Origin of the sequence: Parabacteroides sp. Y3-G-102 (assembly GCF_023656845.1) — a bacterium.
GTDB classification, from domain to species: domain Bacteria; phylum Bacteroidota; class Bacteroidia; order Bacteroidales; family Tannerellaceae; genus Parabacteroides; species Parabacteroides distasonis.
In genome coordinates, this window is the sequence record NZ_JAMOKU010000003.1 from 119,833 (window position 1) to 142,445 (window position 22,613).

A 22,613-nucleotide genomic window follows, 5' to 3' on the forward strand; every position below is an offset into this window, starting at 1 on the left:
CATCTTATGATCCAGATAGATGACACTTTAGTAAGTCTTGACGTTATCGAGCGTTATTTTTTATGTGATCTTTCCAAATGTAAGGGGGTATGCTGCGTGGAAGGAGATTCCGGCGCTCCATTAGAGGATTCGGAGTTGGCGAAGCTCCAGAAAGTATTGCCCATTATTTGGGATGATTTATCCCCGAAAGCTCAAGAGGTCATTCATAAGCAAGGCGTAGCTTATATCGATGAGGAAGGCGATACGGTTACCTCTATCGTGAACGGCAAAGATTGTGTCTTTACCTGTTACGACGCCGATGGTACTTGTAAATGCGCTATCGAGAAAGCATACCGGGAAGGTAAGACGGATTTCTATAAGCCTGTTTCTTGCCATCTTTACCCGATACGTGTCACTCAGTATCGGGATTTCAAGGCCGTGAACTATCATCGCTGGAGCGTTTGTAAGGCAGCGGAGATCTTAGGAAAGAAAGAGCAATTACCGGTTTATAAGTTCCTCAAGGAGCCCTTGATCCGTAAGTTCGGCCAGGCTTGGTATAAGGCCTTGGAAGAGTGTGCGGAGGAATGGAAGAAGCAGCGTGAGGAGTAGCTTTTAGATCGTTTATAAATATAAAAAATCCCTTCAGTCTCTTCCTTTGATAACTATACGTTAAAAACGGATGGAGGCTGAAGGGATTTTGTTTTATAGTCGCTCTATTTCCTCAAGGGAAAGGCCGGTGCATTTTTGGATGATAAGAGGGGTTATTCCCTCGGCTTTCATATTACGTGCCGTAGATTCTTTTCCTTTTTGCAATCCTTCTTGCAATCCTTCTTCCATTCCTTTTTTCATGCCTTTCTCAACGGCGAAATCCAAGGTGTTATAATAATCATTATACATCTTCCACTCCGCCTCGTACTGCGCCCGTTGTTTGGGGGTGAGGTTCGCCATGGATCCGATGCGTTCCAACCGTTCGAATATGGCCTTGCGTGCCTTGAAAGGCATTCTGTCTAATGTATCCATATGCTTTAGTACATAAATCCAACGTTCAAAATCTGTCTCGCATTCTTCCTCCTCTTTGCTGAATCGAGGAAGCTCAATATAGATTTGGCGGAACTTGGGGTTGAATACCTGTCCGTTCTCCCGGTCCGCCAATATGATGTCCCTTCGGAATTTTCCCTCCTTCCCGTTTTTGTCTGACCCGTTCTCTTCGTCGAGCGTGAAGTTCAAGAAGAATACTCCGTACACGGCCGCCAGCTCATAGTCCCATGTTCCCTTTATACCCTGTTCCACCACCGAGTGCGAGAGGTAGTATAAGGCCCTGTCCTTGAAGTGGGGCTGTTCCCTGTTCTGCATCTCGATTATGATCCGTTCGCCCTTGTCGGTCTCGCAATGGATATCGAAGATGACTTTCCTTCCTTGCTCTGTCTCGGGCAATCGCTCATTGTTCATGATCCTCAGGTCCATGATCGTATGCTCCCCTTCGAGGAGGTCATTCAGGAACTCGATTAGTATGTCCTTGTCCATTTCCCTACCGAATATGTGCTTGAAGCCGAAATCGGTGAAGGGGTTGATAAATTTTCCCATAGTGTTTATAGGTTTTAGTGATTAATAGGATATAGATGGCTCTTTTCCATCTTTGGCGATAAAGATACGATTTTTATTATATGGGGCATTCATTTAGGCTTTAAAAAAACACGAACGTCTTTTTTCGGAAACACCTTGTGTAGTTTGAGTGAAGACGAGATATAGTGAACGCATAAAGGATACAGCCTTAAAGCTAAAGGTGGGTTAATGAGGCTTTCCGCGTCAAATGTAAGCCAGAGCTTATTTTAAATGCGGGAAACATGTGCCTGTACAGGCCTTGATAACCAATAAACGGGCCCTCTCATTGGCTGTTGAAGTGAATAACTAATCACTTGGAAAGCCTCTTTATACCGGAATCAACAATGTCTTCTCAGTGGCTTTGGGATGCGGTTCAGTTATCCTGCGGGGCTTTTCTATGTCGATTATTCTGTTATAGCCCTTGCGGATGGATGGTAAGCGAAGCGGCGATAATCATGACAGTTTGTGCGAAACAAGGCTGTTTGTTTGACATACCTCTTCTTTGGAGAAGTCTAACCAGAGAGAAGAAATAGGTGAAAAGGGCCTTTTTGTCTCTTATTTATAGGTAAAAGGTCGCTTTTCCGGTGAGAAAGGTGGTGTTTGCCCACGCGAATATATGCGTTAGCCGACGCAACCGTATGTTTTAGCCGACATAACCGTATGTATTAGGTGATACATACGGTAGTAATCCCTATCGCATACGATAGAAATAGCCTTCACATACGGATGAATTATAGGTTTTAGCCTTAAGAATATGAATTAGGATGAATAATTTTCGCCAGAATGAAAGGGCGTATTCCGTTATCTTATTATGGAATAACTACTTGCGAATATTTTTTCTCGTTTTACGGAACTATATGTATAATCTCCCGGAAAATTCGATTCTCAAGGGCTTTAATTTACAAAGTGTCATAATGACAATCCGTAAATTCCGGATGACTTGTTTAATATAATATTAATGTACGCCTGTACATTATTAATGCTATACTATAAAAGTTGATGAATAATAGATTGAAATGATATCTGGAGTATGGAAACGACTAGTTTAAACGAACGATTCTTTTAGTCATTTGCAAAGGTACGCGTTTCTTCGATACTTGCAACCCTTCCGGGCTATTTTTTTACAGCTTATTCTCTTTCTTATCAATAGGATAGGTTATCCTTTACGAAACAAGCGATTCCTTCAACAAACCTTTCTATTTACCCCTTATAAAACGCAAGATTAAAACCTTCGTTTAAACTAGTCGTTTTTGAATGACAAAGCAATCGATACGATAACGTAATGAGCTGATTATCTTAATAAACACTAGTATTAATATTAATTTTAGAATTATGAACAAAAAGTTTTCTACTCTTTTGGCTGGTGCTGCGCTTCTGGGTGCGGTGACGGCTAATGCGGGAGGACCCGTGAAGACTGTCGCTGCTGATGGTTTATATCAGTTGGCGGTTGATGTCACTGGGGCAACTACTGGCACAGACAAGGTCCTTACAATGGACAAGGACGGCAAGCTTCTTCCGTTGACGTATAATCAGATTGCTGCAAATCCCGACACTCTTGCGTATTCCTTGTGGTGTGTTGAGGTAACTGCTGAGGGTTATGGAAAAGCTCCTGTCTACAACTTCACGAATAAGGCTACAGGTCAGCGTTTGGATGTTGCGTATGCCGGTACAGCGCTGAATGGTGCGGCTAAACCTGCTTCGGGTGCTACATATGCTGCAACTGGTGCTGTCGTAGGTGGTGAGATGCAAGATTGGGCTTTCTCTGCGACTTATAAGGATGCGATGAACCCTGCTACTTTGTATTCTTATTTCCACGCAGATTCAGTGGTTGGTCTTAAGCTTAATACATCAAATGTATTCGTGTTAGGAAAAGCGACTGCTACAACTGCTCAAGCAGATGCTCAAACTGGTTCTGTATTTACTAAATTCACTTTGGTAGAACCGGATTCAATCGTAATGAACGCGAATGCTGTTAATACAATCTTCGGAACTCAAACCGCTGATAAGGGTGTTAAGCTGACATTCGTTGACGACAAGAATAACACTACTTTGAAGAATTATTTCACGGACGACGCTAAGTTCTTCGCTGTAGATGCAGAGGATAACGGTACGGTAGACCCTTCTTGGTTGCGTATCATTACAGGTAAGAAAGCTGATTCTACTTTCGTTTATGTAGATACTGCTTATGTAAATGAGAATGGTGCTCGTTTCTTAGGTTTCAACACAAAACAACTTACTTATGCTAAATTGAACGCAGCTGGAACGACGAAGCATACAGTAGCTGATACATTGGGCACAGCTTTGAAAGATCAATCTAAGTTCCGTTTCGTTTACTTCCCTGCAAAAGATAGCTTGGTTATTCAGGTTAAGCAAGTTACTTATACGAAGGATGGCAAGAACGGTAAGTTTGGTGCGGCTATTGCAGCTAATACTGCGGAAATCATTAAGTTAAAAGCCGATGGTACGTTTGACAGTACTAATTCTGTTAATGCTACCAATGCGGATGTTGATCAATATGGAAAAGCAAACTACGTAACTGTTCAAGACTTGGTTAAGGCTGACCAAATCCGTATCGCTACGATCTATTTCAAGAAAGAGGTTGAGATCGCTTTGAACTATAAGGGCTGTGGCACTTATACGACAACGAAGACTTCTATCGCTGATGGCGTATATTTGATCAAGAGCGCTAAGACTGGTAAGTATTTGTCAGTCCCTATCCATAACGATACTACTTGGGTTAATAACGTAGAGCAAACGAATACAGCAGAATGGGTGACTTTGGACTTACAGGATGCTAATCATATGCCGGCTTATCAATGGGTTGTATTGAAGGTGAACGCTACGGATAAGAATAATGTTTCTCCGATCAATGCTTGGAACCGTGAGTATTCTCCAGCAGTTACTTATTCTGGTATTCAGTTGAATAAGAATGTAGGTGCTAAATATTACTATGCTTCAAACTTCGCTGGAGATTCTTTGGAATTTGTACCGGTAGATAAGAAGTACTATAGCGATAAATATCTTGGTTACAAGAATCTGTCTGAAGAAGAGTTGATGATCAACAAGTATACATTCAACTACTGGCATCCATATGCGACAGACAAATACATCGCTGTCGTGAAAGATTCTACGATGACTGTAAAGGATGGTATGACTGCGTTCAAGATCCAGACTAAAGGCAAAGAACATGCTTATGGTTATAATCCTTCCGCTATCAATGGTGACAAGGGCAGAATCCCGGGCTTGGCTCAGTTGGTTAGAAAGATGTACCAGATTTCTTATGATGGAGCGATCTTCGGTAACTACGATGAGGCTAAAGAGAACAAATACACTGTAAGTAAGTTGAATGCATCTTCGGATTCGGTTTACTTCAAGGAGAACAACTGTATTGAGTTGGCGGAAGGTGCTGGCTATAATCATTACTATGCGATCTTGGAGGCTAGTACAAATGGTATCATCCGTAACTATAAGGCTGGTGTTTCTGACTATGACGCTAACGCTTCCTTGAAGGCTCAGACCTTGAAAGAGACAAGAACTTCTGCTTTCTATATCGCTCCGGATCAGACTCCGTTGTATCGTCAGTTCGATAATAAGCTTGTAGGTGAGAATGCTGATAACTCAACAGATAGCTTGTATTTCGTTGAGTCTATTCGTCAGGAATACTTGATGGATGAGTGGAACCCGAACTTGACTACGGAGACTGTTGATTACGCTGGTATCTGGAATAAAGATAAAGCAAATGGTAAATTGGCCTTCCGTATCGATACCGCTTGGTTGACTCGTGGCGCAGGTAAGGTTAAACCTCAATACTTGGTTTCTGCTTATCGTGAGTTGATCGAGGGTGAGAAGATCATTCCTTGTACGGAGACTACAAATAATCACATCACTGCTGACGGTAAAGTTACAGACGATCCATATCAATGTGTACATGCCGTTCATGTGAAGACTCCGGCTTTCATCTATGGTAAGTATTTGGTTAACTTCTCTGACTCAGCTAAAGCAAACATCGCTGCTTCTGTTAACCCGTATTTGTTCAATACCAAGGCTGTTTCTAACAGTAGCTATACTCGCGTAGGTTTCGTTCCTGCCGTTCAATACGGTGATACTTTGTTTGTTTTGACAGGCAAATACAAAGGTATGACTGCTGAGCAATTGAAGAACGAGGGTATCGAGGCGATCAGCGCAGACTACCACAAGAACTACGCTAGCTTCATCAACGTATTGACAGGTGACAAGCATAAGAATGTAACTTGGTCATTCCGTTATGTAAATCCTGATTTGGCTGCTATCGCTTATGTAGATGGTAAAGAGGGTGAGAACAACTCATTCTTGATCGAGTCTAACGTATATGGCGCAACTGATACTCAATATCAGACCGTAGCTGGTGACGCTTCTCGTGCAATCGCTCCTAAAAATGCTGCCGCTTGGTTGAAGATGCATAATGGATGTTTAGTATTGACCGACAAGGCCGCTACATTCGAGGCTGCTAAGACTGGTGGTGACGGTGCATTGGTATTCAACGCATACCAGAAGACAGACGCTGAGGATATGGTAACTTCTAACGATGAAGTTTCTGTAGAAGGCGTATCTGTAGTAGCTGGTAACGGTACTGTAACTGTTCAAGGTGCCGCTGGCAAGTCTGTAGTTATCACTAACATCTTAGGTAAGGTTGTCGCTGAGACAGTTCTTACTTCTGATAACGCTACAATCTCCGTACCTGCTGGTATCGTAGCAGTAGCTGTTGATGGTGAAGAGGCTGTTAAGACAGTCGTTAAATAAGATAAGCCGTATAGCTTAAAATAATAGAGGCGGGGAGACCCGCCTTTATGTAATATATATAATTAAATAACTATGCCACAATAAAAAAGTATCCCGTGACGGGTGAACACGTGGCATATTAATACTAAAGTAATTAAAAGTTCTTCCGCAGGTATCCTCGTGAGAAGAGAGAGCGGATCAAAAAACAAGCCCCGTGGGATTTATCCTATGGGGCTTTTATTTATCGTATCGCCACCTTGCGTACCGTATCGCCAATGCGGATGATATAATATCCCTTTGCGATATCTACGACATATTCGGCGGTGGACTGCTTGACTTCGATTTCTTTCACCTTGATGCCTACGACACTGTAGATTTCCAAGATACTCCCGACAGGAGCGTTCTCTACCTTGATGCGATTCTCGTAGGCCGTGATTTCGATAGGAGAGGGATCTTCTTGCCTAGAAGCAAATGTCTTGACTCCCGATTTATTAGCTTGCGCGTAAACCGGATAACTTGCGGAGAATGCAAGTGCCAAAGCGATGATATGTATAAGCTTCATTTACTTGTCCCTAAATTCGTACAAATGTAGAAAGTTTTCTGCATATTAGAAAGTAATTAGCTTTATTTCGTAAAACGGATGTATGATTATACGCTAAGCCTCATACCTTCCTCTCCTAAGATCGTGCCGGGAAATATCTTGTCTGCTTCTTTCTTTAACGGTGCCATATCCTCGTAACGAGCCGAGTAATGACCGATAACCAATCGCTTCACTTGGGCTTTATAAGCAATCTCGGCTGCTTGGCGGGCGGTAGAGTGGAAGGTCTCTTTCGCACGTGCGGCGTCACATTCAGCGAAAGTCGCCTCGTGGTATAATAAATCCACCCCTTCAATGATGGGGATTATAGATGGGTGAAAAGCTGTATCCGAGCAATAAGCATACCGTTTGGGAGCGACGGCAGGGCGGGTTAAGCGGGCATTCGGGATTACCTCTCCTTCCGGGGTGACGAAATCAGCGCCCCTTTTGATCTCTTGCATCATACGGACGGGAACTTGATAGAAATCTGTCATCTCCCGGATGATATGCGCTTCTTTGGCTTTCTCGGCGAATAAATAGCCACAACAGGGTATACGGTGCTTTAACGGAATGGAATAAACGCTTAAGGAGCGATCTTCCATAACTAACGAATGAGTTGTCGGATCGATTAGGTTAAAACGGATCTCATAAGGCAACCCTTTGCAAAAGATATCAAGTATCGGACGCATATAGCTCTCGATCTCTTTCGGCCCATGAATAACAAGTTCTCCATTACGTCCCAGCATACCTAATGTAGAAATCAATCCCGGTAGCCCGAAGCAATGATCTCCGTGTAGGTGGGAGATGAAGATATGATTTAAACGGCTGAATTTTATACGCATACGACGCATTTGCACTTGCGTGCCTTCCCCGCAGTCGATCATGTATAGTTTATCTCGTAAATCTACTATTTGAGAGGTCGCCAGATGGCGTGTCGTGGGCAATGCGGAACCGCATCCCAATATGTTTATATCAAAATCAGCCATTTGTTGTCTATGGGAATAATTGAGTGCAAAGATAATACAAAAGCATTTCTGTTCTGTGAAAAATAACAAAAAAACAAAGTGTAATGTATGCAGGATGAGGTGGATTCCATATATTTGTTTGCTGTCCTTCGGGAAAGCGAATATACAGTCGGTAAATAGACTTAAGATATTTTTTTCTAAGCCTTAACTAACTTTTTCTTTTTGTTTAAAACGGTTAAATGTAGAAACGGCCAAGCGTGAGCTTCGCCGTTTCCTTTTTTTATTGTTATTTTGAAATCTAAATACCTATATCTAATAAATTATGTCATTTAACAATCTACGATTATGAACAAGAATTTTATCTCTGTTTTTCTTCTGATGCTCGCTATGGGCGTATCTGTTATGGCCCAGAGTTATGAGGAAGATTTGGCTTTTTTTAAGGAACGAGTAAAGACTTTAGGCTCGGATGAGTTCGGAGGGCGTAAGCCTTTGACCGAGTATGAGACGAAAACAATCCATTACATCGCTGATGAATTTAAGAAACTAGGTCTTCAGCCTGCTAATGGCGATAGTTATTTCCAGCCGGTGAAGGAAATATCTACTTTTACCCGTCCGGTAAAGAATAAGATCACGGTGAAATGCGCGAAAGGCTCTATGGATTTGAAGTTCTCGGATGATATTGTCGTTTGGACGAACCGGGGGACTGAAAAGGTAGTTATTCCTACTACGGATTATGTGTTCTGTGGGTTTGGTATTAATGCGCCGGAATATGGTTGGAACGATTATGCGAATGTAGACGTGAAGGGGAAAATCGTTATCGCTATGGTGAATGATCCCGGTTTTTATGATACGTCTTTGTTTCGCGGAAAGAACATGACCTATTATGGTCGTTGGACTTATAAGTTCGAGGAGGCGCAACGCCAAGGTGCTGCAGGTTTATTGGTTCTTCATAACGAGGCGGCCGCTTCGTATGGTTGGAAGGTCTGTCAGGCTTCTCACGTGCAGACAAATATCGCTCTTTGCTCGGAGACAATGAATGCGGAAGCTTTGGGCATGAAGGGATGGCTCTCGGAGGAGGCTTGCAAGAAAATGTTCGCCCTTAGCGGATTGAATTTTGATGAGACGATTGCCGCGGCGAAGAAACCGGGTTTCAAGAGTTTTACGATGAAGGCGAAGAGTAAGGTTATATTAAATGTAAAGATGACCGTAGGCGAGTCTCATAATGTGGCGGCTGTTTTACCGGGCACGGACTTGAAAGATGAATACTTGGTTTTTACCGCTCATTGGGATCATTTTGGGATCGGTACTCCGATAGATGGGGATAGTATCTATAATGGCGCTAGTGATAATGCTTCGGGTGTGGCTACCTTAATGCTATTAGCTAAGAAATATCAATCATTGCCTGTTCGTCCTCGTCGCTCTATCGTATTCGTGGCGGTGACTTCCGAGGAATGTGGCTTATTAGGTTCTCAGTACTATTGTGAGCATCCTTTGTTCCCGTTATCTAAAACAGCTATTAACTTGAATTTTGACGGCACTGCTCCGCGTGAGCGTACCCATGATGTTTCTCTCCGGGCAGCGGGCAAGACGGATACAGATGCCTTGGTGATCGCTATGGCCTCGGCACAAGGGCGGACCGTGAAGGTTATCACCGAAGATCCTGCGGGTGGTTATTTCCGTTCCGATCATTTTAATTTCGTGAAAAAAGGCGTACCTACGATTTTAGTTGGTGGCGGTAAGGATTACGTGGATAAAGCACGCCATGAGGCTAAACCGAAAGTTTACCGGTATCACCAACCGAATGATGAGTATGATGAATCTTGGTGGGATTTTGATGGGGCTATGGAAGATATGAACTTAATGTTTAGTATCGGTTTAGTTATCGCCAACAATGATGAGATGCCTAAGTGGACAAAAGAGGCGGACTTCCAAAGGCAATAAATTAATGTGCCAATGTAGCAATATGCCAATATGCTAATGTGTCAATTAAGATACTATCACTTGCATTCTCACTGGCACATTGACATATTGGCACATTGGCATATTATTTAATTTGCACATTATTTAATAGGTATGACCTCCTTCTTGCATTTCCTTACTATTGATCTTATGTAGATCAAGCGCTCTCCAAGCATAGAAAATGTAGGCTAATACGAATGGGACGAGAATAGATACATAGCTCATTACTTTCAACGTGAATGGGCTTGAGCAACTATTCTGGATCGTCAATGAACTTTGTAGATCCGCCAAAGATGGGTAGTAAGCCGTATTATTCCATCCTGCGCAAAGTAATAAAGCTAATACGGTCAAGACAGTCCCTGCTCCCGCGAACCAGATGCCTTTTCTCCAAGTCTTCGAGAATATCGTTTTCCCTATGCCGAATAACACGCCAACCACGCCAATCAATAATACAGCTAACACGATTGGCATCTTGATCAGGTTCATAAAATACTTATACGGTTGCATAAATACTTCTCCGGTATCCGGATTTACGGCAAAACCGTCCACCAACAATAAACGGATCAAGAATGTCAAGAAAAAGACGAGGAACAAGATTGTCTCCGGTATCAATTGTTTCCGGCTTTTAGCGACAATCTCTGGATCATCGATATTGTTGATAAAATAGAGTAGGGCCAGAGCTCGTGCCAAGAAGAAAACTGCCAGTCCTAGGCACAAATTCCAAAATACCAAAGCCGCCTCTAATCCATGCCAAGGATTGGCCCACGTGGAAATGACGGGCATGGCTACATCAGTCAACTGTTCTTTGTTAACAATAAATTCGGCGCCGTTAAAGAAGGTCGCTACAGCGGTTCCGAGTAAGATCGGACCTGCTATACCATTGATCATAAGAAATACTTGATACGTCTTTTTCCCGAGTAAGTTGCCTTTTTTCGCTTGATACTCGTAAGATACAGCTTGTATCACGAAGCAAAGTAAGATCAGCATCCATACCCAATAGGCTCCGCCGAAGCTTGTGGAATAAAATAAAGGGAAAGAGGCGAAGAAAGCACCTCCGAAAGTGACCAACGTAGTGAAAGTAAACTCCCACTTACGCCCGGTCGAGTTCAATAACATTTTTTGCTGTATCTCCGTCTTGCCGATAGTGAAGAGTAGAGATTGGCCTCCTTGTACAAAAAGAAGGAATACTAATAGCGCTCCCAGTAGAGATACCAGAAACCACCAGTAATGTTGTAACAATATATATGTACTATCCATAGGACTTTCTAATTAAGAATTGATATTTGAAAATTGAAAATTAGTGGGCGGCAGCTTCCGGCCCTTTCTTGATGGCCTTAACCATGATTCCAATCTCTGCGATCAGCAGGATCGTAAATAAGATAAGGAACAGGTAGAAAGTGGTCTGTACCGAGGACGGGTTTAACTTGGATATCGAAGCGCTGGTCGGCAAGATATCCTGTATAGCCCAAGGCTGACGTCCTACCTCCGCTACGATCCAACCGGCTTGTCCCGCTATATATCCTAAAGGTATAGACCATAGGCCCACGTATTGCAACCAACGTGTATTAGCGATTTTCCCTTTTTTATCCCATATCAACGTAATAATGAATAGTAAGATGAAGAAACAACCAAGGATCACCATCACACGGAAAGAATAGAATGTCAATCCTACATGCGGGATTAACTCTGCCGGATCCTTAATATAACCATATCCGAAATAGGGGAAATTCTCTTCCAAAGTTACCCTGTATTGCCCGGCGGCTGCGGTATCTTTATCTTTGACCGCTTTACGATAATCAGCTAACGCTTTGATAGCGGCTTTACCTTTCTCAATTTTTTCTTTGGCGGAGAGCGCTACCGTTCCCTTATTGGTCGTATAGCCTCCCTCTATCAAGTTTACGATACCCGGAATGTATGCGTTGATGTCACGTTCTGCTAAGAAGGAGAGGAGCTTGGGGAACTTAATGTCAAAAATAAATGCGTTCTGGTTATCCAGATAACTCGTCTTTGCCGGATTTAAGATGCCGATACCTACGAGTCCTACTCCGTTGCCACCCTCATAAAGACCTTCCATGGCGGCTAGTTTCATCGGCTGCTTTTGAGCGACTTGGTAAGCGGAGCCATCACCCGTCCAGATAATAAGGATGGAGGCTACCAACCCGAATATAGCGCTGACCTTGATACTTGACAAAGCGAATTCGGTATTCCGTTTCTTTAATAAATACCAGCAGCTGATTCCTAGTACGAACAAGGCGCCTACGATCCAACCGGACAATACCGTATGGAAAAACTTATTAATGGCGACAGGCGATAAGGCTACGGCCCAGAAATCGAACATCTCGTTACGGACCGTATCCGGATTGAAATGCATACCGACCGGATATTGCATCCATGCGTTAGCGATCAAGATCCAGAGGGCGGAAAGAGTAGCGCCGATAATCGTCAGCCAAGTGGAGGCGAGATGGAAGCGTTTGCTAACCTTGTCCCAGCCAAAAAACATAACAGCGATAAAAGTAGCTTCCATAAAGAAGGCGAGAATTCCCTCGATAGCCAAAGGTGCCCCGAAGATATCCCCGACAAACCAACTATAGTTAGACCAGTTGGTTCCGAACTCGAACTCGAGGATCAATCCCGTAGCGACACCGATAGCGAAATTGATACCGAATAATTTCATCCAAAATTGGGCGGTCTTTTTCCATGCCTCATTACCTGTCCGATAATAAATCGTCTCCATAATAGCTTGGATGACGCCAAGTCCTAGTGTTAGTGGCACGAAGAGCCAATGATACATGGCCGTAAGGGCAAATTGAGCCCTCGACCAATCGATCAATGAAGTGTCAATGTTTTCAATCATATTTATTAATGTTTTAAGGATTTATTGCCCGTTGTATGAGTTCGTTCGATACGTGGTTCTCCTTCTCACTATCGCTATCGAATTGCCCGAGATAATTAGGAAAGAAGAATAATCTCAAGATAAAAAACATGATAAACAATTTGACTAGAATGATTAGCCAAAGAGTCTTGCCCAGCTTCATCTCCCGGAATCCTTCCAGATAAAAGCGATATATTCGTATGAATGCAGATTCTTTTTTCATATAGTTGTTCTCATTTAAGATAACAGTTGTTAATATGAATATGTTTTCATGTTTTTACAAATATATCCAAACTGCGTTAATAAAATACCCCCAATCCTATAGATAATATTTATGAAATTATAAATAAGATCTATCCTGTCTGTTAAAAAAAACTATTTTAAATAAGAAAGCGGTCTTTTGATCTTGTCAATAATACAGCATTGGCTATATTTGCGACAATTTGTTGCCTGTAAAGGTGTAAGACACATGAAATATCATTGTTAAGTGCTAATCTATAAAAAATTATTACTATGTCAAACATTACTAGAAGATCTTTTCTTCAAAAAGGTACGGCTGCCGCAGCAGCTTTGACTATTGTTCCGAGTGCGGTCCTAGGTAAAACCCATGGTCATATCGCTCCAACTGATAAATTGAATATTGCCGGTGTAGGTATCGGAGGTATGGGTAACGCTAACTTAAAGAACATGGAGACTACCGAGAATATCGTAGCTCTTTGTGATATTGACTGGAAGTATGCGAAACCGGTATTCGACCGTCATCCTCAAGCTAAGAAATACTGGGATTATCGTAAGATGTATGATGAGATGGGTAAATCTATCGACGCTGTGTTGGTAGCTACCGCCGACCATACTCATGCCATGATCACGGCTGACGCTATGACGCTTGGCAAACACGTATACACTCAGAAACCGTTGACTCACTCTGTTTATGAGTCCCGTTTGCTTACGAACTTGGCTAAGAAGTATGACGTAGCTACTCAGATGGGTAACCAAGGTTCTTCATTGGCTGAAGGTGTAGATTTGATCTGCGAATGGATTTGGAATGGTGAGATTGGTGAGGTTACTAAAGTAGAATGCGCTACCAACCGTCCTATTTGGCCGCAAGGTTTGAACGCTCCTGAGAAAGTAGATAAGATTCCTTCTACATTGAATTGGGATTTGTTTACGGGTCCTGCTAAATTGAGACCGTTTAATAAGACATATCATCCTTGGAACTGGCGCGGATGGTGGGATTATGGTACAGGTGCGTTGGGTGATATGGCTTGCCACATCTTGCATCCGGTATTCAAAGGCTTGAATTTAGGCTATCCGACAAGAGTACAAGGTTCTTCTACATTGTTATTACAAGACTGTGCTCCTAACGCTCAGCATGTTAAGTTGGTATTCCCGGCTCGTGATAATATGCCGAAGGTAGCTATGCCGGAGGTTGAAGTTCACTGGTATGATGGTGGTATGATGCCGGATCGTCCAGAAGGATTCCCTCAAGGTAAGGAATTGATGGGTGAAGGTGGTGGATTGTGTATCTTCCACGGTACGAAAGATACATTGATCTGCGGTTGCTACGGTGTTAACCCATGGTTGTTATCTGGTCGTAAACCGAACGTTCCTCAAACATTGCGCCGTGTGAAAGATGCTATGAAGGGTGGTCACGAACAAGACTGGATCCGTGCTTGTAAGGAAAGCGCTGGTAGCCGTGTTCAGACGAAGTCTAACTTCTTGGAGGCTGGTCCGTTCAATGAAATGGTTGTAATGGGTGTATTGGCTGTTCGTTTACAAAGATTGAATAAAGAATTGTTGTGGGATGGTCCTAACATGAGATTTACGAATATCGATCCGAATGATACGATCAAGATTATCCAGAAAGATACCTTCGAGGTTATCGATGGCGACCCGAAATTTAAGACAGTGTGGACGGATCCTATCAACGCTCAAGAATTTGCTGCAGGTTTGATTAAGCACAATTATCGTGACGGTTGGAAGCTGGTAGATATGCCGAGATAATAGTTTTAACTCAATAAATAAAATGAAAAAGTCAGTATTATTAGCAAGTGCTGCTATCATGATGTGTTATTTTACATCTTGTGGTGGTGGAAAGAAAACAGAAGAAGCTCCTGCAGCTGCTGAGACTACAACAGAAGCCGCAGCTCCTGAGTACAAGCTCATGACAGATCTTCCTACTGTAGATATCACGACTTTCCCGAAAGATAAAGAGGGTAGATATGTGATCTTCGATGGTAAGACATTCAATGGCTGGAGAGGTTATGACCGTGCTGACGTTCCGGGTGCTTGGACAATCGAGGACGGAGCGATCAAAATCAATGGCTCTGGTGCTGGTGAGGCTGGTGCTTCCAACGGTGGGGACTTGATCTTCGCTCATAAGTTGGGTAACTTCGAGCTTGAGTTCGAATGGAAAGTAGGTAAAGGCTCTAACTCTGGTGTATTCATCATGATTCAAGAGGTAGAGGGACAACCTTCTTACATCTCTGCTCCTGAGTACCAAGTATTGGATAACGAGAACCACCCCGACGCTAAGTTAGGTAAGGATGGCAACCGTAAATCTTCTTCTTTGTATGACATGATTCCTGCTAAACCGCAGAACGCAAAACCGTTCGGTGAGTGGAACAAGGGTAAGATCATGTGCTATAAGGGTACAGTTGTTCACTATTTGAATAGCGATGAACCTGTTGTTGAGTATCACTTGTGGACTCCGCAGTGGAAAGAAATGTTGGATAACAGCAAATTTAGCAAAGACAAATGGCCGTTGGCTTATGAGTTGTTGTTGAATTGCGGTGGCGCTAACAAAGAAGGTTTCATCGGATTTCAAGACCACGGGGATGATGTTTGGTTCCGTAACATTACTGTTAAAGTTTTGGATTAATCGTATCAAGCACATTTTAGCATAAATAACGCCCGAGGCCTAAATCTATGATTTTAGCTTCGGGTGTTGTGTTTTTAATAATCGACTTTTTCTAAACCAATTTTTTAGGACCAAGAAATGAAAATAGAACAAGGTTACACGAAAGCGCAGATGACTTGGCTGATGATGCTGCGTCTTTTTATAGGTTGGCACTTTATGTATGAAGGCCTAGTAAAAATCATGAACCCAAAATGGACATCTCTACCCTATCTACTCGATTCAAAGGGTCCCGCTGCTTCATTTTTTATCAAATTGACTCAAGACGACAGTTTGATGACAACTATCAACCTCTTGAATGAGTGGGCTCTGTTATTGATCGGCCTAGGCTTGACTTTAGGCTGTTTGTATCGTTTATCTTCTGTTGGAGGTATGATTCTTCTCGCTATGTACACGTTATCCCACCCCTCTTTTGTGGGAGCGAGCTATATGATGCCGTTTGAAGGCTCTTATTTATGGATTGACAAGAACCTTGTGGAGTTCGCCGCTTTAGGCTTGATGTGCGTATTCCCTACATCACAAATCATAGGATTCGATCGTGTGTTAGGACGTGTGTGTCCGATATTGCATAAACTTAAATTTATTTGATACCCATGGCAACAGAAGATGCAAAGAATACTCCTTCTCAGGAGCAAATGCCCGATAAAGGACGTCGGGACACATTGAAGACATTGGCTACAGTGCCTATCTTAGGTGCTTTGGCATATGGCGTTTACCAAAAAAGGAAAGACGCTTTAAGAGGCCGTAACATATCAGATGTATTTCAGGTAAGTAACAGACAGGCCTCCTATTTGGAGCCGCAAGGCGATGGCAAGAAGATCCGTATCGGTTTGGTCGGCTTCGGTATTCGTGGAAAGCAATTGATGCGTGCCGCAGGTTTCGCTGAGCCTTCTTGGATCGATAAGATGAAAGAAGCTAATAAGTTGAATAAGAAAGACACGCGTTATCAGCAATATATGGAGCAAGATGATCTGAATATTGAGATAACCGCGGTTTGTGATATATTTGATGTATATGGTGAGGCCGCTGTATTGACCGGTTCCAATATCCATCGTGAGGGTAGCGGCGGTAAGTTCGGGCCTGCTCCGAAACGTTACCGGACTTATCAAGAGTTGGTAACGGCTCCGGATGTGGATGCCGTTATTATCGCTGGTCCGGACCACTGGCATAGCACGATCGCTATGGCTGCGGCACGTGCCGGAAAGCATGTGTATTGCGAGAAACCGTTATCATGGACGGTTCCTGAGACGTATATGGTTCGCCAAGTGATCAAAGAGACCGGCGTTGTATTTCAGTTAGGTCACCAAGGACGTCAGACCGACTGTTATCAGAAGGCCGAGGAGATTATCGGTAACGGATTATTAGGCCCTGTTAACTTGATCGAGGTTTGTACGAACCGTAACTCTCCAAATGGTGCTTGGGTATATGATATTATCGAAGGCTCAAATCCTAATACGATTGATTGGAAGCAGTTCGAGGGTGATCCTGAGCGTATTAAGGAATATATGGATTATATGACATCCAACAAGCTTGAAAGATATATCGGTCCGGACGAGCGTAGCAAGTTCAGTCTGGAACGTTTCTTCCGCTGGCGTTGCTGGTGGGATTATAGTACAGGTCTTTCCGGTGACTTGTTGACACATGAGTATGACGCTGTCAACCAGATCATGCATGTGGGTATACCTCATTCCGCTACTTCATCCGGCGGTGTTTATTTCTTCAAGGACGGACGTACGGTACCTGATGTATTGCAGACTACTTTCGAGTGGCCGGATCGTGACTTGACGATGTTGTATAGCGCTACATTGGCAAGTAGCCGTAACCGTGGCAAGGTGTTCATGGGGCATGATGCTTCTATGGAGGTTTCCAATATCTTGGCTATTACGGTTGACCAAGATTCCACTCGTTATGCGGATAAGATCAAGGAAGGTATTATTCCTACAGATACTCCGTTCTATACCTATGTACCGGGACAAAATAGCTCGGATTCCGTTACATCTCCTACGGAGTTGTATTTCGCTAAACGTGGTTTGCTGTATACGTATGTAAATGGTAAACGTTATGATACGACTCACTTGCATATCCGTGAGTGGCTGGAATGTATCCGTCAAGGCAAGACTCCTAGCTGTAATATCGACGCTGCTTTCCAAGAAGCTATGACTGCCCACATGGGTACGCGTGCTTATCTGGAAGGACGTACGATGTACTGGGATAAGGACAAAGAAGAGATCGTAAGAGGTGAACTTGCGTAAGTATCTAAAAAGACGATAAATAACTTTCCCAAGAAGCGAACTTCATAAATGGATGGAGTTCGCTTCTTTTATTTGTGCATGTATAAAATTTCTTCTCTTTTTTGTAACCGATTTGTGATTACTCATGTCTTATTGATAAAAGCGAATAATTTATTAAACCTTTAAAGAATAAAAGATATGAACGAGTTGTGGATTCCTATTTTAGGTGTTATTTGTGCGGTAGGTATGCCGGTATTGTTAGGTATTATCGCTAGTTACATGACCATTAAAAGTAAGCATGAGGAAAAGATGGCGATGATCGAGAAAGGAATTGTGCTGGAAGAGGCTATGCGCCCCGAGAGAAGGCCTAATCGTTATAATACCCTGCGTAACGGTATTTTTATGATCGGTTTGTCATTGGGTGTGATTGTCGGTATGATGCTCGACTCTGCTTTCACTTACGATAGCGATTGGTTCTTTTTGTTAGTTCCGGCTATTACGATTATGTTCGGTGGAGTAGCTTTTATAATTTATTTCTTTCTTTCCCGTTCTTTAATGGAGAAGGAGAGATTGGAGGACGAGAAGAAAATGCGTCTGGAAGAATAAACGATACCGAATGGATGAGCGAAAGTGGATAGAACGTATTTTGGCAGGGGACACGCAAAGTTTCTCCTGCCTTGTCGCGAAGTATGAGAAGATGGCTTATACCATCGCTCTTCGTATCTTGGAAAATCGCGAGGAGGCAGAAGAGGCCGTACAGGATGCGTTCGTGAAGATGTATCGTGCTCTTTCCGATTTTCATTTCGATAGTAAGTTCTCAACATGGTTTTATAGGATCGTGTATCGTACGGCGTTGACGGCCTTGAGACAACAGCGTATGTTCGTGAGTTATGAGGAGGCGGGCCCTGTAGACCTTTCGAATGACGAGGTTGAATCGGCTACGGCTTTATTAGAGCGTGAGGACCGGAAAGAGATGATCGCACGTACGCTGAAAAAGCTTCCGGCTGATGAGGCCTTGTTGCTTACTCTTTATTATTTGGAGGAATGCTCGGTGGAAGAGATCTGTCAGATCACTGAATTGAGCGCTTCTAATGTGAAAGTAAAACTATTCCGTGGGCGGAAACGGTTTTATGAAGTGTTGCAAGATAAAATGAAATTAGAGACAGCTGATTTGTTATGAATATGAATGAGAAAGATATTGATCATTTGACACGTAAGTTGATGCGAGGGACGGCGGAACAACCTTCGGCCTCATTAAACTCCCGTATTATGGCATTGATTATACAAGAGAAGAAGCGGGTATATAAGTACTATATCAAGAAACGATTTACACCTGTAGGCATTTTTAGCATATTTGTCGCTTATATGCTTGTGTTAGTAGGCATCTTGTATTTGGTTAAGCTTTCTCCGGGCGGGGCGGAAACGGTTTTAGGCTCTTTGCGAGCCTATTTCCCGATTGTTTTAACGATTGCTTCCGGGATCTCTTGTTTCTTCCTGTTTACACAACTCGATAACTGGTTGAAGAGAGAAGAGATACGCCGGCAAAACACCTCAAAATAAAAATATCCGGTTGTAGAGACGGGGCATGCCCCGTCTCTACAACCGATTAATTGGCCTTGACTTTTAGATTTCCATATCGATTTCCTTCGAAGTGAATCGTCGGTTGCTTTCCACCATTAATCTCATAGGTGTAATTCTTGTCACGATCCTCATCGTCAAAATGCTTGCGGGTGATATTGAAACCGTTCACGTCGCAGCTTGAATACTTCATGTTCTCCGCTACTATCCGGAAAGAAGTTTTTGCGGGAAGCGCTACCTCTAAATTCCCATAATGAGATTCTACGTTCACCTTCGAGAAAGAGGGAGACAAGTTTCGTATCTTTAAGTTACTATAGCTAAGGCTACTTACATTCAAGGCATCTTTAAGGGTCCCAATTTTAGCGTCGCTGTACTTAATCTCCATGTCTAGTCTGCTTACGCTTTCAATGGTGAGATTACCATATTTAATCTCCATGCGTAAAGATTGTATATCCTGTATATCCAGATTGGAATATTTGCTGTCTATCGTTAAATCTTTAGCGTTGCGAATCTTGGCGGTTCCTACGTAGCCCAGATCCAGTTGGGCGTCCTGCAGATTTCCTACCTCGATGTTACCATATTTGGCCTCTATCATTGCGTTGGCTGTGAAATTACCCGCATTCAGGTTGCCGTATTTTACATGGATATCCATGTTGCCGTTATTATCGCTTGGCAAGTTGATATTTCCATATTTCTGGTTCAAGTCTGCGGCGAGCTTAGGAGGCATCTGGATATAATAATTGATCGTCATGGACTCATTATTTGAATTGCTATTCATCTCCTTCTTTATCGTAGTGACCGCTGAGACAATACCACCTATCTTCTTGGTCTCGATTTGGATACGGTCCAAGTTCTCTTGAGCACGTTCCTCGCTGCGAGCCTTACATTCTACCTCAACCCGTATAGCTACCGTATTCTGATTCCAGTGGGTAACGGTGATGTTTCCATAACGATTTTCTACTTGGAGACGATCACCGGCGCTTACGCTGTAGGATTGGGATATCTCTTTTTTCTTGATCTTCTCTTGTGGCCTAGCTATTGCCGATAGATTGCATAGCAGCAATACGAAAGTCAGCAATACGGCGGGACTCAATTTTACGTGTGTCGTGTTCATGATTGATATGTATTAATTGTTATTACTATTTCTGGTTATCCGTGACTTGTTCCATTTGCTTAAGCATCAGCGTGAGGCCCTCCAAGCTATTGCTGTAATGCTGGGTCATGGCGAAGAGACCGTCGTTGGAACAAGGCAAGGTAGGGAGTATCGTTTCCTCGAACATATAATTATCCGTGAGGATCCGTTTGCTCTCTTGCAATAACTCTTCCGCTCCCGGTGTCCGGTCCTGTTTATACAACTTCTTCATCTGCGTCAATACGTCGTTCATTTGCATATTGTAATATAGACGTAGTTCCTCGATCTCTTCTTGGGCCTCGCAGGTCTGGGCCGTGGTCTTTTGTGCGGGTTCCGGCAGACCGGTCCCTCCCGGCAAGCGGAATAAGAGCAACAAAGCGATAGAGGCAGCTATGGCAAAGGCCGATAGGTTGTATAGGGCCGCACGGTTTTTCCGTGGCTTCGGCAGTTTTTGCTCGAAACGTTCGAAGTGACCTTCGGGAAGCATCTCATCTTCCTCGAATGCGTCACGGTTTGCGTCTATGAAATTCTTTAGTTTATCCATGTTTAATTGGCTGCTATAATGTCTAACAATTTCCGCTTAGCGCGTAGGTACTGGCTACGGACACTTGGCGGTTGGATTTTCAGGATAGAGGCGATCTCTTCCATATCATATCCCTCAAAGAGGTAAAGCGAGAGGATTATGCGATAGCCTGCCGGCAACTTCGTGGTGGCTTCCTTTATCTGTGCCACGGAATATTGGATTTCTTCCTCGTCCGGTCCGTCCGTTTCCGGTTCGGCCAGATTGTCGGAAAGCTCCTCTTGGTCCGGTGCTTGGCGGCGTACATAATCGATGGCCGTATGGATGGCGATACGATGCATCCATGCCTCAAAGCATTGCCCGTCATGATATTGGTCCAAGCGTGTGAAGATCTTGAGGAACGAGTCCTGCATGGCTTCTTCCGCCTCGGATGAGTTGCCTACGATACGCAAGCAGGCTATATACAATCGCTGTGCGTATTGTTTGTACAACTTCAGTTGCGAGCTCCGGTCTCCCCGGCGGCAACCCTCGATCAGATGTTCGGTTACTTTGTCCATTTGTTTATATAAACGAGAGTGATGCCTTGACCGTTGCATCTTGTAGCGTAAAAATACAAAAAAAAGAAAGGCATCATCTCGACGCCTCTCCTCCTGAACTAAATGATAAAAATAAAAGTTATGTGGGAAGGTTTATTTCATGTCTGTTATATTGGAGATACTATCGTTCGTATAGCCTTGCGAAGTACCTTCCATTTTTGTCTTATCCGAATTATATTTCAATTTATAAGCCTGTTTCCCGTCGGAAGTCCAATAGTTTACGACAAGATCGACCGTCTCTCCTTTGGTATCTGGCAAGGAAGACAAGTTGAACGCCACACGTCCGGCCCCGATCGTATATTGGGGATCATCGTAAGCGTTATGCCTAAACTCCAGCGTATAAGGATCATTCTCGGCATCCGGTTGGATCAGGTTGATAAAGTGGGCGGTCTTGCCTCCCCAGAGTGTCTCGAAATAGATATTCAAATATCCGTCTCCGATCCACATATTATTGTTATAAATACTTACCGGGTCCGTACCATAGATAGAATCATTAGCCGCTCCCTCGTTCTTAGCGATGGATTTCGTAAGGATGTTATGGATCGCGTTAACCTTGACATAATGGGAGAAACCTCCTAGATTACTTTGGGTGGAATCCGCCAATATCGTGAAGTTCACCAAGGCACGTTGGTTAGGCTTCGGCTGATAGTTCGGATAGTTCGTGGCGGCGGGCCATAGCTTATCTCCGTCGTCCAGCCGTAAGTAATATACGTTATTACCTTCCGGTACTACGGTAGCGACCGCTATCCAGATATCACCTAAAGAATACGAGTCATCGTCATCTAAGCAAGAGGGTAGGGTGAGGGATACTAAAGCGATCCCGATAACCAATAAAAAAGCTCTCAACGTCTTCATTCCTTTTGTTTCTTAAAAAGTTCACATTTCATCGTTCTATGAGGAAAGATGTAAGTTCGGGATGAAATGCTG

Annotated in this window: 20 protein-coding genes; 10 read left to right on the forward strand and 10 right to left on the reverse strand. The window is 43.3% G+C overall.

The genetic code is table 11. From position 1 onward, the window contains the following. Positions 1-6: 6 nt before the first annotated feature. The gene (locus NBH16_RS02455; RefSeq protein WP_087343531.1) at positions 7-588 is read left to right on the forward strand and encodes a DUF3109 family protein; all 582 of its coding nucleotides are present in this window, start codon (positions 7-9) and stop codon (positions 586-588) included. A gap of 93 nt (positions 589-681) precedes the next feature. Here the strand turns inward: NBH16_RS02455 and NBH16_RS02460 are convergent, their stop codons facing one another. Further along, entirely contained in the window at positions 682-1,563 is an 882-nt protein-coding gene (locus tag NBH16_RS02460) for an Rpn family recombination-promoting nuclease/putative transposase (RefSeq protein ID WP_250788058.1), read from the reverse strand. 1,350 nt (positions 1,564-2,913) lie between these two features. On the opposite strand from NBH16_RS02460, the gene NBH16_RS02465 reads away from it, so the two are divergent. Continuing rightward, a complete protein-coding gene (locus tag NBH16_RS02465) occupies positions 2,914-6,360 on the forward strand; it encodes a DUF6383 domain-containing protein (protein WP_158533115.1) in 3,447 nt (1,148 codons plus the stop codon). Positions 6,361-6,580: 220 nt separating this feature from the next. Here NBH16_RS02465 and NBH16_RS02470 read toward each other — a convergent pair whose 3' ends face one another. Both NBH16_RS02470 and NBH16_RS02475 read right to left on the reverse strand, forming a co-directional pair. Further along, on the reverse strand, positions 6,581-6,901 hold the full coding sequence (locus NBH16_RS02470) for a T9SS type A sorting domain-containing protein (RefSeq protein ID WP_005861068.1): 321 nt from the start codon (positions 6,899-6,901) through the stop codon (positions 6,581-6,583). An 86-nt stretch (positions 6,902-6,987) separates the two neighbouring features. After that, the gene (locus tag NBH16_RS02475) at positions 6,988-7,902 is read right to left on the reverse strand and encodes a ribonuclease Z (RefSeq protein WP_005861069.1); all 915 of its coding nucleotides are present in this window, start codon (positions 7,900-7,902) and stop codon (positions 6,988-6,990) included. 324 nt (positions 7,903-8,226) lie between these two features. Here NBH16_RS02475 and NBH16_RS02480 point away from each other — a divergent pair, with 324 nt between their 5' ends. Beyond that, positions 8,227-9,822, forward strand: coding sequence for a M28 family peptidase (locus tag NBH16_RS02480; protein ID WP_005866675.1), 1,596 nt, complete (start codon positions 8,227-8,229; stop codon positions 9,820-9,822). Positions 9,823-9,945: 123 nt separating this feature from the next. On the opposite strand, the gene NBH16_RS02485 is transcribed toward NBH16_RS02480, so the two are convergent. Genes NBH16_RS02485 through NBH16_RS02495 form a run of 3 tightly spaced genes read right to left on the reverse strand, consistent with a single transcriptional unit; the run spans position 9,946 to position 12,935 of the window. Next, positions 9,946-11,097: a cytochrome d ubiquinol oxidase subunit II gene (locus tag NBH16_RS02485; RefSeq protein WP_250788059.1), complete on the reverse strand. Its 1,152-nt coding sequence runs from the start codon at positions 11,095-11,097 to the stop codon at positions 9,946-9,948. A 40-nt stretch (positions 11,098-11,137) separates the two neighbouring features. Next, entirely contained in the window at positions 11,138-12,694 is a 1,557-nt protein-coding gene (locus NBH16_RS02490) for a cytochrome ubiquinol oxidase subunit I (RefSeq protein ID WP_250788062.1), read from the reverse strand. Between the two features lie 13 nt (positions 12,695-12,707). Next, positions 12,708-12,935, reverse strand: a complete 228-nt coding sequence (locus NBH16_RS02495) for a DUF4492 domain-containing protein (protein ID WP_005861078.1) — start codon at positions 12,933-12,935, stop codon at positions 12,708-12,710. A 290-nt stretch (positions 12,936-13,225) separates the two neighbouring features. Between NBH16_RS02495 and NBH16_RS02500 the strand changes: the two genes are divergently transcribed. The 7 genes from NBH16_RS02500 (at position 13,226) to NBH16_RS02530 (ending at position 19,420) form a co-directional block, all read left to right on the forward strand. Next, the gene (locus NBH16_RS02500) at positions 13,226-14,716 is read left to right on the forward strand and encodes a glycoside 3-dehydrogenase (RefSeq protein ID WP_036615329.1); all 1,491 of its coding nucleotides are present in this window, start codon (positions 13,226-13,228) and stop codon (positions 14,714-14,716) included. 22 nt (positions 14,717-14,738) lie between these two features. Then, positions 14,739-15,593, forward strand: coding sequence for a 3-keto-disaccharide hydrolase (locus tag NBH16_RS02505; RefSeq protein WP_005861081.1), 855 nt, complete (start codon positions 14,739-14,741; stop codon positions 15,591-15,593). A gap of 117 nt (positions 15,594-15,710) precedes the next feature. Continuing rightward, entirely contained in the window at positions 15,711-16,217 is a 507-nt protein-coding gene (locus NBH16_RS02510; RefSeq protein ID WP_048927913.1) for a DoxX family membrane protein, read from the forward strand. Positions 16,218-16,222: 5 nt separating this feature from the next. Then, positions 16,223-17,881 carry a Gfo/Idh/MocA family protein gene (locus NBH16_RS02515; RefSeq protein ID WP_005861085.1) on the forward strand — a complete coding sequence of 553 codons (1,659 nt, stop codon included), beginning with the start codon at positions 16,223-16,225 and terminating at the stop codon, positions 17,879-17,881. Between the two features lie 177 nt (positions 17,882-18,058). After that, positions 18,059-18,466, forward strand: coding sequence for a DUF6249 domain-containing protein (locus NBH16_RS02520; RefSeq protein WP_005861087.1), 408 nt, complete (start codon positions 18,059-18,061; stop codon positions 18,464-18,466). A gap of 10 nt (positions 18,467-18,476) precedes the next feature. Further along, positions 18,477-19,040 carry an RNA polymerase sigma factor gene (locus NBH16_RS02525; protein ID WP_008773926.1) on the forward strand — a complete coding sequence of 188 codons (564 nt, stop codon included), beginning with the start codon at positions 18,477-18,479 and terminating at the stop codon, positions 19,038-19,040. A gap of 2 nt (positions 19,041-19,042) precedes the next feature. Beyond that, positions 19,043-19,420, forward strand: a complete 378-nt coding sequence (locus NBH16_RS02530; RefSeq protein ID WP_226769929.1) for a hypothetical protein — start codon at positions 19,043-19,045, stop codon at positions 19,418-19,420. 46 nt (positions 19,421-19,466) lie between these two features. Here the strand turns inward: NBH16_RS02530 and NBH16_RS02535 are convergent, their stop codons facing one another. From NBH16_RS02535 to NBH16_RS02550, 4 genes are all read right to left on the reverse strand, one after another. Then, positions 19,467-20,552 carry a DUF4097 family beta strand repeat-containing protein gene (locus tag NBH16_RS02535; RefSeq protein WP_005861094.1) on the reverse strand — a complete coding sequence of 362 codons (1,086 nt, stop codon included), beginning with the start codon at positions 20,550-20,552 and terminating at the stop codon, positions 19,467-19,469. 25 nt (positions 20,553-20,577) lie between these two features. Then, entirely contained in the window at positions 20,578-21,114 is a 537-nt protein-coding gene (locus tag NBH16_RS02540) for a hypothetical protein (protein WP_048927914.1), read from the reverse strand. A 2-nt stretch (positions 21,115-21,116) separates the two neighbouring features. After that, positions 21,117-21,647, reverse strand: a complete 531-nt coding sequence (locus NBH16_RS02545; RefSeq protein WP_048927915.1) for an RNA polymerase sigma factor — start codon at positions 21,645-21,647, stop codon at positions 21,117-21,119. A 132-nt stretch (positions 21,648-21,779) separates the two neighbouring features. Then, complete coding sequence (locus NBH16_RS02550) at positions 21,780-22,541, reverse strand: NigD1/NigD2 family lipoprotein (RefSeq protein ID WP_250788065.1); 762 nt, start codon at positions 22,539-22,541, stop codon at positions 21,780-21,782. Positions 22,542-22,613: the final 72 nt, after the last annotated feature.